Source organism: Methylobacterium radiodurans (assembly GCF_003173735.1).
Lineage (GTDB): Bacteria > Pseudomonadota > Alphaproteobacteria > Rhizobiales > Beijerinckiaceae > Methylobacterium > Methylobacterium radiodurans.
Window position 1 is genome coordinate 3,496,098 of sequence record NZ_CP029551.1, and the last position, 18,621, is coordinate 3,514,718.

Annotated in this window: 13 protein-coding genes, 1 tRNA gene and 1 pseudogene; 11 read left to right on the forward strand and 4 right to left on the reverse strand. The window is 71.5% G+C overall.

All coding sequences use genetic code 11. The annotated features are described in order from the left end of the window. Nucleotides 1–185: 185 nt before the first annotated feature. From DK427_RS16355 to purD, 8 genes are all read left to right on the forward strand, one after another. Nucleotides 186–1,784 (forward strand): YcaO-like family protein, encoded by a 1,599-nt coding sequence (locus DK427_RS16355; RefSeq protein WP_109952189.1) that lies wholly within the window; start codon nt 186–188, stop codon nt 1,782–1,784. Continuing rightward, nucleotides 1,781–2,644 carry a sugar phosphate isomerase/epimerase family protein gene (locus tag DK427_RS16360; protein ID WP_109952190.1) on the forward strand — a complete coding sequence of 288 codons (864 nt, stop codon included), beginning with the start codon at nt 1,781–1,783 and terminating at the stop codon, nt 2,642–2,644. Before DK427_RS16355 ends, DK427_RS16360 begins: the two co-directional genes overlap by 4 nt. After that, on the forward strand, nt 2,641–3,879 hold the full coding sequence (locus DK427_RS16365; protein WP_109952191.1) for a glycosyltransferase family 4 protein: 1,239 nt from the start codon (nt 2,641–2,643) through the stop codon (nt 3,877–3,879). The genes DK427_RS16360 and DK427_RS16365 overlap by 4 nt, the downstream gene beginning before the upstream one ends. 21 nt (nt 3,880–3,900) lie before the next feature. Then, a complete protein-coding gene (locus tag DK427_RS16370; protein ID WP_109952192.1) occupies nt 3,901–4,686 on the forward strand; it encodes a PIG-L deacetylase family protein in 786 nt (261 codons plus the stop codon). After that, nucleotides 4,683–5,330, forward strand: coding sequence for a uracil-DNA glycosylase (locus DK427_RS16375; protein ID WP_109952193.1), 648 nt, complete (start codon nt 4,683–4,685; stop codon nt 5,328–5,330). The genes DK427_RS16370 and DK427_RS16375 overlap by 4 nt, the downstream gene beginning before the upstream one ends. 210 nt (nt 5,331–5,540) lie before the next feature. Beyond that, nucleotides 5,541–6,569 carry a putative bifunctional lysylphosphatidylglycerol flippase/synthetase gene (locus DK427_RS16380; protein ID WP_109952194.1) on the forward strand — a complete coding sequence of 343 codons (1,029 nt, stop codon included), beginning with the start codon at nt 5,541–5,543 and terminating at the stop codon, nt 6,567–6,569. Between the two features lie 19 nt (nt 6,570–6,588). Beyond that, nucleotides 6,589–7,881, forward strand: coding sequence for an ATP-binding protein (locus DK427_RS16385; RefSeq protein WP_109952195.1), 1,293 nt, complete (start codon nt 6,589–6,591; stop codon nt 7,879–7,881). Between the two features lie 169 nt (nt 7,882–8,050). Further along, nucleotides 8,051–9,325 (forward strand): phosphoribosylamine--glycine ligase, encoded by a 1,275-nt coding sequence (gene purD / locus DK427_RS16390; protein WP_109952196.1) that lies wholly within the window; start codon nt 8,051–8,053, stop codon nt 9,323–9,325. A gap of 70 nt (nt 9,326–9,395) precedes the next feature. Here the strand turns inward: purD and DK427_RS16395 are convergent, their stop codons facing one another. Beyond that, complete coding sequence (locus DK427_RS16395) at nt 9,396–10,193, reverse strand: TrmH family RNA methyltransferase (RefSeq protein ID WP_109952197.1); 798 nt, start codon at nt 10,191–10,193, stop codon at nt 9,396–9,398. Between the two features lie 124 nt (nt 10,194–10,317). On the opposite strand from DK427_RS16395, the gene DK427_RS16400 reads away from it, so the two are divergent. Continuing rightward, a tRNA-Glu gene (locus tag DK427_RS16400) sits at nt 10,318–10,392 on the forward strand. A 513-nt stretch (nt 10,393–10,905) separates the two neighbouring features. On the opposite strand, the pseudogene DK427_RS27115 reads toward DK427_RS16400, so the two are convergent. Continuing rightward, a pseudogene (locus DK427_RS27115) lies at nt 10,906–12,030 on the reverse strand (recombinase family protein); the annotation flags it as partial. Between the two features lie 1,063 nt (nt 12,031–13,093). Here DK427_RS27115 and DK427_RS27120 point away from each other — a divergent pair. Further along, a complete protein-coding gene (locus DK427_RS27120; RefSeq protein ID WP_245930591.1) occupies nt 13,094–13,441 on the forward strand; it encodes a hypothetical protein in 348 nt (115 codons plus the stop codon). A 54-nt stretch (nt 13,442–13,495) separates the two neighbouring features. On the opposite strand, the gene DK427_RS16415 is transcribed toward DK427_RS27120, so the two are convergent. Further along, a complete protein-coding gene (locus tag DK427_RS16415; RefSeq protein ID WP_109952198.1) occupies nt 13,496–13,741 on the reverse strand; it encodes a hypothetical protein in 246 nt (81 codons plus the stop codon). A 162-nt stretch (nt 13,742–13,903) separates the two neighbouring features. On the opposite strand from DK427_RS16415, the gene DK427_RS16420 reads away from it, so the two are divergent. Beyond that, nucleotides 13,904–14,131, forward strand: coding sequence for a hypothetical protein (locus tag DK427_RS16420; RefSeq protein ID WP_109952199.1), 228 nt, complete (start codon nt 13,904–13,906; stop codon nt 14,129–14,131). 12 nt (nt 14,132–14,143) lie between these two features. Here DK427_RS16420 and DK427_RS16425 read toward each other — a convergent pair whose 3' ends face one another. Beyond that, nucleotides 14,144–18,172, reverse strand: a complete 4,029-nt coding sequence (locus DK427_RS16425; RefSeq protein WP_245930592.1) for a PAS domain S-box protein — start codon at nt 18,170–18,172, stop codon at nt 14,144–14,146. Between the last annotated feature and the right edge of the window lie 449 nt (nt 18,173–18,621).

Here is an 18,621-nt window from a genome sequence, read left to right on the forward strand (position 1 = left end):
TCGACGCGGGGGTGAGGGGGCTTCGACGGAAGAGGCTTATCCGGACAAGCCCCCTCACCGCCGCTGCGGCTTCGCCTCCGCTTCCTGTCTGCACGACGGGGTGCAGACAGGCCTCTTCCCGCGCGGGGAGAGGGGGGAGCCGCGCCAGCCGCCCTGATCAACCGCGTTTGTCCTGAGGTGCATCCATGACGACCCCCAGCCAACAGGACCAGGACGCCCGCGCCCGCCACGCCCGCATCAAGGCGCCGCGGCCCTACAGCTACGGCGCCCCGCGCCGGATCGAGGGCCTGCCCGAGCGCCTGCCCGACCCCGTGCGGGCCTATCTCGACGTGCTGCCCCCGGGCCGCGTCGTCGGCTTCAACCTCGCGCCCCTCGACCGCACCGGCGTGCCGGTCTGGTTCGTCTCGCTCTTCCTCGACGATCCCTTCTTCGTCGGCGCGATGCCGTCCGGCATCGGCTACGGCGCCACCGACGACGAGGCGCTGATCGGCGCGGTCGCCGAGATCGCCGAGAACCTGATGCCGTCGCTCGCCGTCATGCCGCGCAAGAAGGAGCGCGGCTCCTACAACGACCTCGTCCGGGTGTTCGGCCCGAAATCCGTCGCCGACCCGCTGACGCTCTGCCTGCCGGCGGGCTCGCCCGTGGGGCGCGACACGGTGCTCGAATGGACCCCGGCCACCCGCCGCGGCACGGGCGAGACCGTGCTGATGCCCCTCGACGTCGCGGCGACCGACTATTTCGAATTGTCGGAGGGCTACACGCCCTTCACCAACCTGATCACCAACGGCCTCGGCGCCGGCCCGGACGTGGACTTCGCCCTCGGGCACGGCGTGCTGGAACTGCTGCAGCGCGACGGCAACGGCCTCTTGTTCCGCGCCCTCGACCAGGGCGTGATGCTCGATTTCGAAGGTGGCATCTCGGACGAGAACGCCGCCATGCTGGCGCGGCTGGAGAGCCTCGGCATCCGGGCACTGCCGAAATTCGCCACCGACCAGTTCGGCCTGACCAACCTCTACGTGGTCGGCTACGACAGCAATCTCGCCGACGCCCCGACCCCGATCGCGCTCTCGGCCTGCGGCGAGGCCTGCGACCCGGACCGCGACCGGGCCCTGCGCAAGGCGCTGCTCGAATTCCAGGCCGCGCGGGTGCGCAAGAGCTTCGGCCACGGGCCCCTCGACTTCGCGCGGCGCATCACGCCTCCGGGCTACGTCGATGCCTTCATCCAGAAGGCCCTGCCGAGCCTCGACCTGGAGGAGAGCCGGGCGCTCAAGGCCATGCTCGACTGGATCGTGCTGCCGCCGGAGGGCCTGCACGGCGTGCTCGCCGGCACGGTCTATTCCGAGCGCTCCACCAAGCGCTTCTCGGAACTGCCGACCCAGGAGGCCGCCGACGGCCACGCCCGCGGCAGGATCGCCTGCGACCGGCTGGAGCAGGCCGGCTTCGACGTGCTCTACGTCGATTGCTCGCCGCCCGGCGGAGGCGTGGGCGTCGCCAAGGCGATCGTGCCCGGTCTCGAGGTCGAGACCATGAGCTACTACCGGATCGGCGAGCGCAACACCCGCAAGCTCCTCGAGCGCGAGCACCCGCTGATCCGCTTCGGCGAGGCCAGCGAGACCCTGCGGCCGGTGCGGCTGACCCCGGAGGCGATCGAGCGCTTCGGCGGCCAGCCGCTCTTCGACACCGCGCTCGCCGAGGAGATCGTCGGCAGCCACTACCCGCTCTACCGCGAGCCGGAATCGCACCACGCGCCCTTCCGGCTGGAGCAGCGGGGGCGCGCCGCATGAGCCTGCGCTTCGCCTACAACACCAATGGCGCCGCCAACCACCGGCTCGACGACGCCCTGCGCCTCATCAAGGCGGCGGGCTACGACGGCGTGGCGCTGACGCTCGACATCCACCACCTCGACCCCTTCGCCGAGAACTGGGCGGCGGAGGCCGGCCGCGTGTCGAGCCTTCTGCAAAAGCTCGAACTCGGCTCGGTGATCGAGACCGGGGCCCGCTTCCTGCTCGATCCCACCGCCAAGCACGAGCCGACACTCGTGACGGCCGACGCCGCGGGCCGCGCCCGGCGCGTCGGCTTCCTGAAGCGGGCCATCGATATCGGGGCGATGCTGCATTCCGAGGCGATCTCGTTCTGGGCCGGCGTGCCAAAGCCCGGCGTCGACCACGACGAGGCCCGGCGCTGGCTCGCCGAGGGGCTCCACGAGGTCGTAGCCTACGCGGCCGAGCGGGGCGTCGTGCCCTGCCTGGAGCCCGAGCCCGGCATGCTCGTCGAGACGCTCGACGACTACGCCGCCCTGCGGATCGACGGCTTGCGCCTCGCCCTCGACACCGGCCACTGCCTCGTCACCGGCGAGCGCGAGCCGGCAGCAGCCGTGCACGAATTCGCCGACCGGATCGGCACCGTGGCGATCGAGGACATGGCCCGCGGAATCCACATCCATCTGCCCTTCGGCGAGGGCGACATGGACGTGCCGGGCGTGCTGAACGCGCTGGAGGCGGTGGGCTACGACAAGCTGATCTGCGTCGAGCTGTCCCGGGAGAGCCACCGGGCGGACCGGATGATCCCCGAGGCGCTCGAATACCTGCGCGCCTGCCGGGGCCCCGGCGCCGATCTGCCGGTGCAGGAGACCCGCCCGCAATGAGGATCTGCTTCGTCAGCCGCCGCTACTTCCCGGCGATCTCCGGCATGAGCGTCTACGCGCAGAACCTGCTGCGCGAATTGGTGCAGGCCGGCCACGACATCACGATGATCTCGCAATACCGGGGCGACGCCTTCGGCACCCGCGTCTACGGCGGCGGCCCGCCCCCGCCGGTGCCGGGCGTGCGGGTGATCGGCCTCGAACAGCTCGGCGAGCAGGAGAGCGGCGATTTCGAGCGCGACATCGCCACGATGGTCGAGACGATCTGTGCCGAGCACGCGAGAAAGCCCTTCGACGTGCTGCACGCGCAGTACGGCTACCCGACCGGCTGGGCGACGCTTCTCGCCTCCAAGCGCCTCGGCCTGCCGAACGTGGTCTCGATCCAGGGCGGCGACGGCCACTGGGTCGGCTCCTGCTGCGAGACCCATCGGGTCGCGATGTGCGAGGTGCTGGCCCACGCCAACGCCCTGCTCATCGGCGGCCAGTCCTTCGTGGCCGAGGTCTGCGACCGGCTGGGCTCGGATCCGGCCCGCTTCACCATCGTGCCGGGCGCGGTCGACACCGCGCGCTTCGCGCAAGGGACCGGCGACGGGCTGCCGGCCGCCCATGACGGGCCGGTGCGCCTGTTCTACCACGGCCGCGTCGACCGCCGGAAAGGCGTGCTCGACTTCATCGAGGCGCTGGCGCTGCTCCGCGAGCAGGACACGCGCTTCGCCGCGGTGATCTCCGGCATCGGGCCGGACGTCGATCCGGCCAGGGAGCTGGCCCAGCGCCTGGGATTCTCCGAGGACGCGATCCGCTTCACCGGCTACGCCGACTACGCCACGGTGCCGGACCTCTACCGGGCGGCCGACGTCTTCGTCTCGCCGACCTACGCTGAGGGCTTCTCGAACACGATCCTGGAGGCGATGGCGGCGGGGCTGGCCTGCGTCTCCACCCACTCGGTCGGCGTCTCGGACTGCCTGCGCGACGAGGAGAACGGACTCCTCGTGGACCCCGGCGACGTGCCGGCGCTCGCCCGCGCCCTCACCCGGATCGTGGAGGACGACGCGCTGCGCCGCCGCATCGCCGAGGCCGGCCTGGAGGAGTGCCGCCGGGTCTACTCGTGGAGCGCGGTCGGCCGGCAGATCATGGAGGTCTACGCCGCGGTGAGGTCGGAAGCGCCGCACACGGACTTCTCCGAGACGCTGCCGCACGATCCGGCCTGCCGCTTCCGCGCCGAGCCGCACTTGCTCTGACCGCGCGAGACCGTTCTCCCCTTGCCCACAGCGCTCGCCCTCTCGCCCCATCTCGACGACGCAGCCTTCTCGTGCGGCGGCACGCTGAATCGGCTCGCCACGAACGGCTGGCGGGTGGTGATGGCGACGGTGTTCACCGCCTCGGTGCCGGAGCCGCAGGGCTTCGCGCTGGCCTGCCAGCTCGACAAGGGCCTCGGTCCCAAGATCGACTACATGGCGCTCCGCCGGGCGGAGGACGCGGAAGCCGCGCGCCAGCTTGGGCTCGCCCCGCCCCTGCACCTGCCCTTCCGCGAGGCGCCGCACCGGGGCTACGGCTCGGCGCCGGAACTGTTCGAGGCGCCGCGGGCCGACGACCGCATCGCCGACGCGCTCGCCCCCGCCCTGGCGGCGCTGATCGCCGAGACCGCGCCGGACGTGCTGCTCGCCCCCCAGGCGATCGGCGGGCATGTCGATCATGTCCGGATGGTCGAGGCCCTGCGCGGGCCAGGCCCCGCCCTGCAGGAGCCGGGCTTCGCCCTGCCGGTCCTGTGGTGGCGCGACTTCCCCTACACGGTGCGGACGGCCGAGCCGAAGCAGCCGCTGGCCCCCCTCTTCGCCGGCCTGCCCGAGATCACGATCACGTTCGCTTCCGAGGGCGAGGCGGCCAAGCTCCGGGCCTGCGCTGCCTATGCCAGCCAGATCGGTTTCCAGTTCGGCGGCCCGGCCGGCCTGGAGGCGCGGCTGGCGCAGGAGGAGGGGCGCGAGCGCTTCCGCCTCTCCGGCACGCTGCCGCCGACGCTCGCGGCGCTGTGCGCCGCGGCCGTATGACCGGGGCCGCGCCGGACCAGCCGAAATCCCTGCGCGACCCGGCGCAGCTCGCCGCGCGCCGCGCCCTCCTGGACGCCCCCCATATCGCGCCGATCCGCGCGCTCGCCGGTCGCGTCAGTGCGGAGCGGGAGGCGCCCGTCCCCGATCCCGACCCGCTCGACGGCGGCGTGGGGGCCCGGATGCTCCTCCTGCTGGAGACGCCGGGACCCGCGGTTCTCCGCACCGGCTTCGTCACCCGCGACAGCGCCACCGGCACCGCCGCCAACCTGTTCCGGTTCCTCGCCGAGGCCGGCATCCCGCGGGCCGACACCCTGATCTGGAACGTCGTGCCCTGGGTCATCCACGCGCCCGGCGCGCTCAACCGCGCCCCACGCCGGGCGGAGCTGCGCGCCGCCGAGCCCTATCTCGCCCCGCTCCTCGACCTGCTGCCCCGGCTCGCGGTGGCGGTGCTCGCCGGGCGCTTCGCGGGCGAGGCGCGGCCCGCGCTCGCGTCCCTGCGGCCGGGGCTGCCGGTGATCGGCGTGCCGCATCCGAGCCCGACTTATGTCTGCACCGCGCCCGCCGTGGCCGAGCGCATCCGGGCGGGGCTTGGGCAAGCCTCCGTCATCCTGCGGACATCTCGGACGGGCATCGCTGCGCCCTGACGCGGCCGTGGAGGGCGGCGCGCGTCGCTGGCCTTCCGCGGCCACAGGTCCTACATGCGGGCGACAGGCCGCGGGGCTGCCCGCGGACACGACAACACTGGCAGGTTTCCGGGCAGGCATCGTTCCAGCATGTCCGCGGATGCCGGCCCGGCGCCGTCGTCTCGTCGCGAGGCGGGCGGCCGCTCCGGAGGAAGGCGGACAGCGATCGGCATGAACTTCCAGGGCCAGCATCGCCCGGCGATCGAGCGGGCCGAGGCCGTCGACGCCGACGCGGAGGCGCGCGCGGCAGGTGTCCCGGAGGCCGCGCGCGGGCGCAGGCGCTACGCCTGGATCGGCACGGTCGCGAGCGTCGTCCTCTTCGTCGTCTCGCTCGGGGTGCTCTGGCACCTCGCACAGGACATCACCTGGGCCGACCTCCACGCCGCGATGGTGCAGAAGACGGGCGAGCAGTTCGCCATCGCCTTCGGCTTCGTCGTCGTGAGCTACCTCTTCCTCACCGGCTACGACGCGCTGGCGCTGCGGCAATTGCGGGTGAGCGTGCCCTACTGGGTCACCGCGCTCGCCTCGTTCACGAGCTACGCGGTGAGCTTCACCCTCGGCTTCGCGCTCTTCACCGCGGGCACGATCCGCTACTGGATCTACGCCCGGCACGGGCTCAACGCCGCCAAGATCGCAGCGCTCACGGTGATCGCGGGCTTCACCTTCTGGCTCGGCATGGGCGTGGTGCTGGGGCTGAGCCTGATCATCGAGGCGGGCCAGCTCGCGGGGCTCGCCTTCACGTCGATCCGGATCAACCAGGGGGTGGGGCTGGCCGCGCTCGCGGCGGTGCTGGGCTACCTCGCCTGGGTCTCGGCCAAGCGCCGCAGCGTGACCGTGAAGCACTGGCGGCTGGAATTGCCCGGCGCCTCGGTCTCGATCGGCCAGATGATCGTGGGCATCGGCGACGTCTGCGCGGCGGCGGCCGTCCTCTACGTCCTGCTGCCGGACGGCCTCGCCATCGGCTTCACCACCTTCCTGGCGATCTACGTGCTGGCGGCGATGCTTGGCATCGCCTCGAACGTGCCGGGGGGCGCGGGCGTGTTCGAGTCGACCATCCTGGTAGCGCTCTCCAGCCTGCCGCGCGATCAGGTGCTCGGCTCGCTCCTGCTGTTCCGGGTCTGCTACTACCTCGTGCCCTTCGGCATCGCCCTACTGATGCTGGGCGCCTTCGAGGCCAAGCGGCGCCTCGGCGGCCGCTGACGGATGCGGGCCGCCTGAGATGGGCCGCGACAGCCGGACGAGGGCCGCCTGGACCGGCGCGGCGGTGGCGATCGGCCTGATCCTCCTGGCGGCCTGGCTCCAGGGCGCGCTCGACGGGTTCCTCGCGCTCGCCGGGCTGGCGGCCGCCTGCCTCGGGGGTCTCTCGGGGACGCGCCGCAGCAGCCCCGCCGCGCCCGAGCCGCAGCCCCGCAGCGCCGACCGCCACGTCATCGCCGAGGCGCTGCTCGCCAACATCCCGGACCCGGTCATCCTAGTGGACCGGCGCGCGGTGGTGATCGAGGCCAACCCGGCGGCCCGCGCCCTGCTGCCGGCGATGCGCCTGCGCCACCCGCTCTCCTTCGGCCTGCGCGCGCCCGACGTGCTCGACGGGATCGAGGAGGTCCTGCGCACCGGCCAGACCCTCAAGGTCGCCTACGCCACCCGTGTGCCGACCGAGCGGGCCTTCGAGGTGCAGATCGGGGCGCTCGCCATGCCGGACGGGTCTGGCCCGAACGTGGTCTTGTTCCTGCGCGACCTCACCGCGGCCCGGCGCCTGGAGGCGATGCGGGTCGATTTCGTCGCCAACGCGAGCCACGAGCTGCGCACGCCGCTGGCCTCCCTGCTCGGCTTCATCGAGACCCTGCAGGGTCCCGCCCGCAACGACGCGCCCGCCCGCGCGCGCTTCCTCGACATCATGCGCGCCCAGGCCCAGCGCATGACGCGGCTGATCGACGACCTGCTCTCGCTCTCGCGCATCGAGCTGCGCGAGCACATGCCGCCGACGAAGCCAGTCGATCTGGGGAGCCTCGCCCGCCAGATGGTCGAGATGCAGGCCCCGCTCGCCGCCGAGCGCGGGGTCACGGTGACCTTTGACGGGGAGGGCGCCTTCCCGGTTCTGGGCGAGCCGGACGAGCTGGCGCGCGTCGTCGAGAATCTCGTGGAGAACGCCGTGCGCTACGGCGGCGAGAGCGTCGCGGTGGAACTCGCCCACATGGAGGGGCGCCACGGGCCCGAGATCGTCCTCACGGTGCGCGACGACGGGCCCGGCATCGCACCCGAGCACATCCCCCGCCTCACCGAACGCTTCTACCGGGTGAACGTGGCCTCCAGCCGCGAGAAGGGTGGCACCGGGCTCGGCCTCGCCATCGTCAAGCACAGCCTGAACCGCCACCAGGGCCGCCTCCAGATCGAGAGCGCGCTCGCGGTCGGGACCACGGTCCGGGCGGTCCTGCCCGCCCGGCCGGAGGCGGGCGCGCTGGGCACGGCAGCGGGGAACGGCGCCGGCAGGGATCCGTTGGCGAAGGGGGACTGAGCGGGTACCGAGTGGGGTGTTGCCCCAGTGAGGCGGACCAGCGAAGGGGCTCCGCTGCGCCGGCCCCCTGAGGAAAGTCCGGAAAAGACCGGCCAACCGGGCCGGATGCGCGGCGCGCCGCCGCTCCCCCCTTCCCCCGGAGCCGCTTTTCCGGGACAAGCGTCGACCCATGAACATCCTGCTGATCGGCTCCGGCGGCCGCGAGCACGCCCTCGCCTATGCCCTGGCCAAGAGCCCCCTCTGCACCCGCCTGTTCACGGCGCCCGGCAATCCCGGCACGGCGCGTCACGGGCAGAACCGCCCGGACCTCGACGTGGCCGACCACGCGGCGGTCCGCGCCTTCTGCGAGGCCGAGCGCGTCGGCCTCGTGGTGGTGGGGCCGGAGGCGCCGCTGGTGGCGGGCCTCATCGACGACCTGACGGCGGCCGGCATCCGCGCCTTCGGTCCGACGAAGGCGGCGGCCCAGCTCGAGGGCTCGAAGGGCTTCACCAAGGATCTCTGCGCCGAGTACGGCATCCCGACCGCCGGTTTCGCGCGCTTCGACGCCCTCGACCCGGCCCTCGACTACGTGCGGGAGCAGGGCGCGCCGATCGTGGTCAAGGCCGACGGGCTCGCCGCCGGCAAGGGCGTGACGGTGGCCGAGACCCTCGACCAGGCGGAGGGTGCGCTCCGCGCCCTCTTCGCCGAGCCCGGCGCCGCCGTGGTGGTGGAGGAATGCCTGTTCGGCGAGGAGGCGAGCTTCTTCGCGCTCTGCGACGGCACCCGGGCGATCGCCTGCGGCACGGCGCAGGACCACAAGCGCGTCTTCGACGGCGACCGCGGCCCCAACACCGGCGGCATGGGCGCCTACTCGCCGGCCGCGATCCTCACCCCCGAGATCGAGGCGGAGGTGATGGAGCGGATCATCGCGCCGACGCTTGCCGGCATGCGGGCGCGGGGCACGCCCTTCACCGGCATCCTCTACGCGGGGCTGATGCTGACCGACGACGGACCGAAGCTGATCGAGTACAACACCCGCTTCGGCGACCCCGAGGCGCAGGTGCTGATGCCGCGCCTCAGCTCGGACCTCGTGCCGGCCCTGCTCTCGGCCTGCGAGGGCGACCTCACAGGGGTCGCGCTGGAATTCGATCCGCAACGGGCGGCGCTGACCGTGGTGATGGCCGCCGCCGGCTATCCCGGTGCGGTGGTGCGTGGCTCGGCCGTGCGCGGCCTCGACGCGGCGGAAGCCGACGGCGCCCTGGTGTTCCAGGCCGGCACCCGCCAGGACGGCGAACGCCTGCTCGCGGACGGAGGCCGGGTGCTCGCCGTCACGGCGCTCGGCGACAGCGTGAAGGAGGCGCAGGCGCGCGCCTACGCGGCGGTCGCCCGGATCGACTGGCCGGAGGGCTTCTGCCGCCGCGACATCGGCTACCGGGCGGTCGCCCGCGAACTGCTGGCGGGCTGAACCCCCGGGGATCCCGAAGGCCCTTCTGGCGCCCGAGGGCGCTGCGGCGGGATCCGGGCGGAGCCCCGGGTCAGCGCACCCGCAGGGCGTAGAGCGTGATCGCGGCGGCGTTCGAGACGTTGAGGCTGCGGATCTCGCCCGTGAAGGGAATGCGGGCGAGCACGTCGCAGCAGGTGCGGGTGCGCTCGCGCAGGCCCTTGCCCTCGGCGCCGAGCACGATCACGGCGGGCCGGGCGGGGGTGATCGTGTCGAGATCGACCGCCGCCTCGGAATCGAGCCCGATCCGGGTGAAGCCGCGCTCGCCGAGCTCGATCAGCGCTTCGGCAAGGTTGCGCACGGTGACGAAGGGCACATGCTCCAGCCCGCCCGAGGCGGATTTCGCCAGCACGCCCGTGGCGCCGGGCGCGTGCCGGGCGGTGGTGACGATGGCCGTGACGCCGAAGGCCGCGGCCGTGCGCACGATCGCGCCGACATTGTGCGGATCGGTGATCTGGTCGAGGGCGAGCAGCAGGGCGTTGTCCGGCAGATCGTCGAGCCCGGGGGCGGGGAGGGGCTCGGCCTCCAGATAGAGGCCCTGGTGCACGGCGTCGGGCCCCAGCAGCGCGTTGATGTCGCCCGGCCGCACGAGCTCGGGGGTGATCCGCAGGGGGCCGAGCTCCGCCGCGAGGCGCGCGGCGGCGTTCTCGGTGGCGAGCAGCCGGTGGAGCCGGCGCCCCGCATTGCCGAGCGCCTGCACCACGGGATGCCATCCGTAGAGGACGCCGACTCCCTCCGCCCCGGCAGGCCGGGACGGACGGGCCGGCCGCCGCCCCTCGCCGGGCCGCGGGCCCCGGGGGCGGGCGGCCTTGTCGTCGCGCCGGGTGGTCATCGATCCGAGCCTCGTCCAAACGGTGTCGCCCGCGACAAACCGGCCGCGGCCGCTCCCGTCAAGCCGCAAACGAGCCGTTGCCCTCCGGGACGCGCCCGCTTATAGAGGCCCCGGCCCAGCGCCAGCGCCCTTCGTCTATCGGTTAGGACGTCAGCCTTTCACGCTGAAGAGGCGGGTTCGACTCCCGCAGGGCGCGCCACTTGCGTACAGAACTGCGAACACCGGGCACGGCTGTGCCGTCTGCGCCGGTGAGGGCGGCTTCCAGGCTCTCCTTGTCGCCGATGATGCGGATCATATCCGCGCCGACCTCGATCCGGTCGACGATCGCCTGAAGCCACGCCTTCCGGAACGGGACCTCGCCCGACGACACCTTCTCGCGCATCAGCCGCCCGAAGCGCTCGATCAGCTCAGGTCCGATCTCGGATGGGCTCGGACCGGCCTCGCGCATCCGCGCAAGGGCGGCCTTCGCCAGATCTCGCTTGGCCCGCAACGCCAAGAGCCGCTCTTTCAGCAGATCGTCCGGCTCGTCCTCGCCGTCCTCGACAAGCCGGTAGAGCCGCCGCAGCTTCTCTTCCGCTGCCGCGAGTTCGCCGCGTAGCGCAGTTCCCCGAACATCGACCTCCGCTGCCCGCTCGGCCCTCAGCGCCCAGAGCGATGCCAGCGTCGCCCGCAGGCGGTCGGGCTGCAGCAGTTCAGTCACAAGGTGGTCCGTGACGAGCGTGTCGAGCGTTGCCATCCGGATCGACCGGCCCGAGCAGCCCGTCGCACCCTGACGTCCCTTGGTCGAGCAGCTGTAGTAGCTGTGCACCTTCTTCGATTTCGAGGTGCCGGTCCGAAGCGTCATCGCGCCACCGCAGGTCGTGCAGGTCGCAAGTCCAGTGAGCAGGATCGGGCCCGACACCACACGCGCCGGCGTGACGCGCGGATTGTGCGCCTTGAGCGTCGCCTGCACGGCCTCGAACACATCCAGCGCGATGATCGGCGGCACCGCAACGGCGATGTGCTCTGCCTTCGGCTTCTCCTGCCCCGTCTTCGAGCAGCGCTTGTTGAAGCCCCATTCACCCACATAGATTCGATTCGTCAGGATCCGGTGGATCGTTGCCACGCCGAAGCGGGCGCCGGCCCGCGTACGGTAGCCCCGTTCGTTCAAGTGGCAGCAAATCGCCTTCACTCCGAGAGGGCCGGATTGCCCATCGCCGTGCCGGTAGAGCCGGAAGATCAGCCGAACCGTCTCCGCCTCGACCGGATCGACGATCGTCCGCTTCTTCATCCGGCTGCCGCGCCGCTCCACCTCCTCGAGTGTGTAGCCGAGGGGCAGATTGGATCCGTTGTAGAAGCCCTGACGCGCATTCTCGTTCATCGCGCGCTGGACGTGCTTGCTATTCTCGAGGCTGCTGTACTCGTCGAAGAGCGCGAACATCTGGCGCATCATCTCGGCAGCGGGATCATCGCCGAGTTCCTGGGTGATCGAGACGAGCCGCACCCCGACCTTGGCAAGGCGACGCACATACATCTCCAGCCCGAGCGCGTCGCGGAAGAAGCGGGAGAGCGAGTGCACCACGATGACGTCATAGGGGCGGTCGCCGTCCTCGGCCCGGGTGATCATGGCCTGGAAGGCGGGGCGGTTATCGTCGAGGGCGGAGGCTCCGGGTTCGACATGCTCGGCGATGACGGGCCAGCTATGGGCGGCGCAGTAGGCCTGCACGGACTTGCGCTGATCGGGGATGGAGAGGTCGCTCTCGGCCTGCCGGCCAGTGGAGACGCGCAGGTACAGGCAGGCGCGCAGCTGGCCGTCGCGGGCAGGCAGCGAGCCGTTCGAGCGCTTGATCAGTTTCATGGTTTGAGCCTCGCAGACGGTCGCGGCAGGGTGAGTCTGTGATGGTAAGAGGCAAAGCCGGGATGCGTCGCGATCCACAGGCCTGTCGTCGCGCTGTGTGCGGGCGAGACTTCGGCCGGCAGGGTCTGGGGGGGGGGCGCGCACCTCATCGCAACAGATCGCGCAAGAGGGCGTCGATCTCGGCGCCGAGGAAGGTCTCGAGCACATCGAGCTCGGCCCGTGAGACGGGCAGCGGGCGCAGGAGATCGTCCACGACCTGAGGCGGATCAGGCTCGCGTCGGGGCATGCGTCCGCGTTTACGCTGCGGGGACAGCGGCGCAGGCACATCGGTGCTGGAGTAGGCTCCCCGACCTTTGACAGGTGCTCCGGCGGCCGGGGACTTCAGCGATGTCTTGGCGCCGGCTGCCGCGCCCGATGTCATCCGTGCCGGCGTCGATGCACCTGGGGTGCACGCCACCGGCGGAGCGGAGGGTCGATACACCACGAAGCACGTGAGGTCCCACGCCGACCGGCAGCCTACGCGTCCGAGGCTGGCCGCCGGCCAGCGTGGGGCAGTTTCTTCACCTTCCCCGGCGCGACACGACGCGTTCGCTCGAGCGCGAACCGCTGTGTACGGCTAAGATTCCTGGAAACGCGGGCGAGCGCAAGCCGTCTGTTGAGCTTGAAGAGAGCCGCAGCGGCTGAGCCGGCTCAAGCCGGGCCGGCTTTGCTATTGCCGGGTCGCCCAGCGCAGAGGGCCAGCGCTCTGCGGATCCGCCAGTCCGCGGGTGAGTAGCCAGGATTCTCACCCAACATGACCTCAACAGAAGGCATCAGCTAAGTTATTGCAGTTGCAGGCGCCTTAGCTTCGTGTGCACACGCAGTGGATACGATCCTGCGATCACTGCCAAGGGCGCCCTCGGACCATCCACAGGCGGCTGTAAGGCATCCCCCTCTCGCTCACTCAAGTCGCACTGAAGCATGCCGAAGGTCCACAAGGCGCCACTTCCGGACCTTCTGCCACAACTGCTGGAATGGCCGCTCTTCGCTCGAAAGCTGCCTCCGAACGGAACGATCGAGCTAGTTGGCTACAAGACTTCAGACCGGGAACGCCGCGCTCGCCGACCGGACGAAGGCGGCCGAGGACGAGGCCGCCCGCGTCGCCAAGGTCAAGAACCAACTCGACCGGTTCCGGGCCGAGGAGTTCTGGGACCGCGTCATGCAGGAGATAGCCGAGCTCATCGCCGAGCGCGGTTCCCTCACGCCCGACGAGATCCTGTCCGGGCTACGCACCTGGACCTTCCGCGGGGCCGCCCTTCACATGGAGTCGCTCACCGCCGGGACGCTTCGCAAGAAGATTGACGTCCGGGTGACCCACCGACGCTATTTCGAGGCGCCCTTAGAGGGACGCTACGGCCGGCGCAACGCCTGAGGATCCCGGGCCGGACACCCGCTTCCGCGATCCCCCCCGATGCCCTCCCGCACCTCAGCCCATGAGGCGGCGGGTGTTGTCGGCGACCAGTTCCCGATAGCGCGCGACGACGTCGCCGTGGGTGCCGCCCGCCATCAGGGTGTTGGCCGCCTCCATCGCGGCCACGACCTTCTCGCCGACCATCGACACCATCTCGACCTGGGCTTCGGGCCCGCCCCAGGCGATCCGAACCAGCCGCAACTCGATGACCTTCTGCGCCTCCAAGGCCAGCAGGAACGCAGCACAGAAGGGGTTCGACATAGGGTCTCCGAGAGAGGGGGCCGCCGACAACACCCCCACCCCCGAAAGGTATCCCGAGGCAGGTCGTCATGGCGCGCCTAGGGCGGTAGCCGGCGCAACCTTGGCCGTATTCGCGCATTGATCCGTGCCCGAGTTCGTGGGCGCTTACCGGACGACCCGACGATGCCCCTGGACACGATGCTGCGCACGATGCGCGCCGAGACCGCCTCGCAACAACTCCGCGCCGACGGCTTGGCCGGGAAGGTGACGGCCCTGCTCGGGGCGGGTCGCGACTGCGGCGAGGCGGAGCGGGAGCTGTTCGGCGTCCTAGACGGGCTCGCCCTCCTTCGCATGCGGGCGCAGGCCATCGAGGCGATGCGAGGCTTCGCGGCCTCGCCCGCCGAAGCGTAGCGCGCCGGCCCCCTACGCGTCGGCGATCAGGTCCTTGATGCGGGCGGCGAGCGTCTCCAGCACGAACGGCTTCGTCAGGACCTGCATCCCGGGGTTCAGGTACCCGTTCCCCAAAACCGCGTTCTCGGCGTATCCGGTGATGAACAGCACCTTCAGGCCGGGCCGCCGCTCGCGGCCGGCATCGGCTATCTGCCGGCCGTTCATGCCCCCCGGCAGGCCCACGTCGGTCACCAGCAGGTCGATGCGCACGTCCGATTGCAGCACCTTCAGGCCGGCGACGCTGTCGGCGGCCTCGATGGCGGTGTAGCCGAGATCCTCCAGCACCTCGGTCACCAGCATCCGCACCGACGGTTCGTCGTCGACGATGAGCACGGTCTCGCCCCGGCCCGCACGCCCGGCCTCGGCGAGCTTGCGCGCGACGTCGTCCTCGTCCGCCTCGCCGTAGTGGCGCGGCAGGTAAAGGCAGACCGTCGTGCCCTCGCCGACCTCGGAGTAGATCCGGACCTGGCCGCCGGACTGGCGGGCGAAACCGTAGACCATCGACAGGCCGAGGCCGGTGCCCTGGCCGGTAGGCTTGGTGGTGAAGAACGGCTCGAACACCTTCTCGACGATGTCCGGCGTCATGCCGGTGCCGGTGTCGGTCACGCAGACGCTGAGGTACTGGCCCGGCGCCAGGTCGTGCCTGTGCGCGCCGGCGTCGTCGATCCACTTGTTGGCGGTCTCGATGGTGATGCGTCCGCCGTCCGGCATGGCGTCGCGCGCGTTGATGCACAGGTTCAGCAGCGCGTTCTCCAACTGACCCGGATCAATCAAGGCCGGCCACAGGCCCGAGAGGCCGACGACCTCCAAGTGGATGCCGGGTCCGACCGTGCGCCGGACGAGTTCCTCCATGTCGTGGACCAGGCGATTCACGTTGGTCGGCTTCGGGTCGAGGGTCTGGCGCCGGGAGAAGGCGAGCAGGCGATGCGTGAGGGCCGCGGCCCGCTTGGCCGCGCCCTGCGCCACGGTCATGTAACGGTCGAGGTCGCCCATGCGCCCCTGCGACATCCGGGTTTGCATCAGCTCCAGCGAGCCCGAGATGCCGGCCAGCAGGTTGTTGAAGTCGTGCGCCAACCCACCGGTCAGTTGCCCGACCGCCTCCATCTTCTGCGATTGCCGCAGGGCCTCCTCGGCCTTGGCGAGGGCGTCGGCGCCTTCCTTCTCGGCCGTGAAGTCGCGGCCCACCGCGTGGATGAAACTCTCGTCCGGCACCGCCGTCCACGACAGCCACCGGTAGCTGCCGTCCTTGTGAAGGTACCGGTTCTCGAAGCGCGGGATCACCGAGCCGGCCGAGAGGTCGCCCGCCGCCGCCACGGTCGAGGCCACGTCGTCCGGGTGCACGAGGTCCATGAACGGGCGACCCAGGAGCTCGCCCTCCGACCAGCCGAACAGGGCCGTCCAGGCCGGGTTGACCGCCACGATGGTCGCGTCGAAGCGCGCCACCAGCATCACGTCGGTCGACAGGCGCCAGATCCGGTCGCGGTCGCGCGTGCGCTCCTCGACCTGCTGCTCCAGGCTGCCGGCGAGGCGGGCCAGTTCGCTCGTCACGCTCTTTTGGTCATCAATGTCGGTATTGGTGCCGACCCAGCGCGTGACACGGCCGGCGGCGTCGCGCACCGGCTCGCCCCGGACCAGGAACCAGCGATGGGCGCCGTCGGCACGACGCAGCCGGTACTCGGCCTCGTAGACGGTTTCGGTCGCGCGGGCATGCCCCCAGGCGGCGGCGACGGGTGGGATATCGTCCGGATAGACAATGCGAGCCCAGGCATCCGGGCCAAGCAGGCTGCCCCGCGGCTCGCCGCAGTAGGCGTAGAACTGGTCGTTGAACCAGTACAGCGAGCCGTCGGGGTACGCGGCCCAGACCTGGTTGGGGATGGCCTGCGCGAAGACCCGAAACTGTTCCTCGCTCTCGCGCCGGCTTGCCTCGGCGCGGAAGCGCTCGATGGCAGCGCGGGTGCGTTCGGCGACGTCGCGTACGAAGGCGAGCTTGTCCGGCCGCCAGTCCCGCACCTGCCGGTCGTGCAGGAAGAACACCGCTACGACCCGTCCGTGCTCCATCACCGGAATGTTGATCAGGGCCCGGGCGTCGATGGCTAGGAGGGGCCCTGGGTCGGACGCCGTCCGCGGGTCGGTCGCCACGTCCGCGATCACGACCTCGCGGCCCTCGACAAGACCCGCTTGGACATCGCCGTAGTCGCCGAAGCGATGGTGGCCGGCGACGCTGGCGACGCCTGGGGCCGTCCAGTCCCTCTCGATATCGATGGAGTCCAGCGCCAGGTCGACGGTTCCGTAGCCGGCCCGGTCGAGCCCTAGCGTGCGGGCCACGACCTCGGCGGCGGCGTAGGCCATCCTGGCGGTGTCGCCGCAAGCCTGAAAGCGGTCGCCGAGCTCGATCAGGGCGGTACGGAACGCGTCCTGGCGCCGACGCTCTGTCAGGTCGCGCGCAACCGTCCCGTAGCCGGAGAGCGCCCCCTGCGCGTCGCGGACCGAGAAGATTGTGTGATGGACCGGCACCGCCGCCCCGGTGGCGAAGTCGCGGAACGCGAGCTCTCCTTCCCAGAACCCGGTCTCACGGACGGCCGGAAGCGCCTGTTCCAGCACGGTCGCCCGGTCCTCCGGGGCGAAGTATTCCACGAGACCGTGGGAGCAAGCCTCGTTGAGGTTCGCCAACCCGACCAGCCGGCGGCCGGCCTCGTTGACGAACTCAGGCATGCCCCCCGCGTCGGCGATGCCGATGAAGTCGCTCGATTGCTCCACCAGGGCCGCGAGGCGCCGGGCGCGGGCCTCGGCGGCGCGAGCCTCGGTGACGTCGCGCACGGTGCCGACGAAGCGCACGGGCACGCCATCCCGGAAGACGGTGTTGCCCTTGGCCGCGAGCACGCGCCCGACGCCGTTGCGTAGCCCGACCACGCGGTACTCGGTGTCAAAGCCCTTAACCGCACCGATGGCGGCCTGGACGGTGCGGTCCGTCCGCTCCCGGTCGTCCGGGTGCACGCCGGGCAGGAAGGCCTCCTCGTACGAGACCGGGTCGTCCGGGGACAGGCCGAAAAGCGCCCGGGTGCGCACGTCCCAGGTCAGCGCGCCGGTGACGAGGTCGTAGTCGTAGATGCCGGTGCCGGAGCTTTCCAGCGCCAGCCTGAGGCGGTCCTCGGCCTCGCGCAGGTCGGCCTGGGCGCGCTCGCGCTCGGCGATGTCGGTGACCATGACGAAGAAGCCGTCCACCGCCCCGCCCACGGTCCGGCGCGGGATGTAACGGATCTCCGATTGCAGGAACGCGCCGCCCTGCGACGGCATCAGTGCGTCGAAGGTGATGTCCTCGCCGGCGAGAGCGCGCGCCATGAAGGGAAGGCGCGCCGCGTAGACCTCTTCCCCGACGACAGCCCGCACCTCGCGGTCGAGGATCTCGCTCGCCGGCCGCCCGAACCAGGTCTCGTAGCGCCGGTTCACGAAACGGTAGACGTGGTCCCGGTCGATGAAGGAGATCAGCACCGGCAGCGCGTCTGTGACGACCTGCAGCTCGTCCCGGACGCGCTGGGTCTCGCCCTCCGAGGCCCTCGCCTCGGTCCGGTCGCGCAGGATCTTGAGGAAGCCGAGGTCGGCGCCGTCCGCGGCGCGCAGCGGCATCATCTCGCCGCTGGCCCAGAACCGGGAGCCGTCCTTCCGGAGGTGCCAGCGCTCGTCGAAGGCGCGCCCGGTCCCGGCGGCGCGCCGCATCTCCGTTGCGGGCTGGTCGGCCGCCCGGTCCTCCGGCGTGAAGAAGGTATCGGTCGCCCGGCCAAGCATCTCCCCGGCCGACCAGCCCATGATGCGCTCGGCACCCGGGTTCCAGGCGGTGACCAGCCCCTCGTGGTCGGTCGTAACGATGGCGAAGTCGACGGCGCTGTCGAAGATCTCCCGGTAGTGTCCCGCCTGGCGCGGAGTGCGCTCGTCGCGCAGCCGCGCCACCTCCGCCTCCAGTTCGCGCTCGCGCCGCCGGAGCCGCTCGATCTCAAGCGCGCTCAACGAGGCATCCTCCCTTCGACGCACCGGGAAGTGGGCGATCCGCTTCGGGGAAACACCCGGCTTTCGGGTGGCAACGCGTGTCTGGGATGAATGCGGGCGTGATCAAACCGGGGAACCGAAGGCAGCGGCGGTGGGGGAATCGAGCGGCTGGATAGCACGGAAGGGGAGCGGCCAGGGCATGGACGCACGCCGCACCTCCACCCTTACGCAATCATCGCCGGTCGTCCGCGGGCCCGGGCTCCGTCCTCACTCGGCAGAATGGCGTCGACCTGCCCCCAGCCATGTCGTCCGCGAGATGACCGGGCGCCGGTGGCGGCATCCCGGTCCTGCAGGGGCGCCACCCGTGCGGGGGCGGGCAGCAGCCTCAGCGACCGTTGATGGGGCCGGGCGGCTGCGGCGCCGGCGGCTCGGTCGGCGGATCGCCCTCGGGCGGCCCTGTGTCCGGCGGC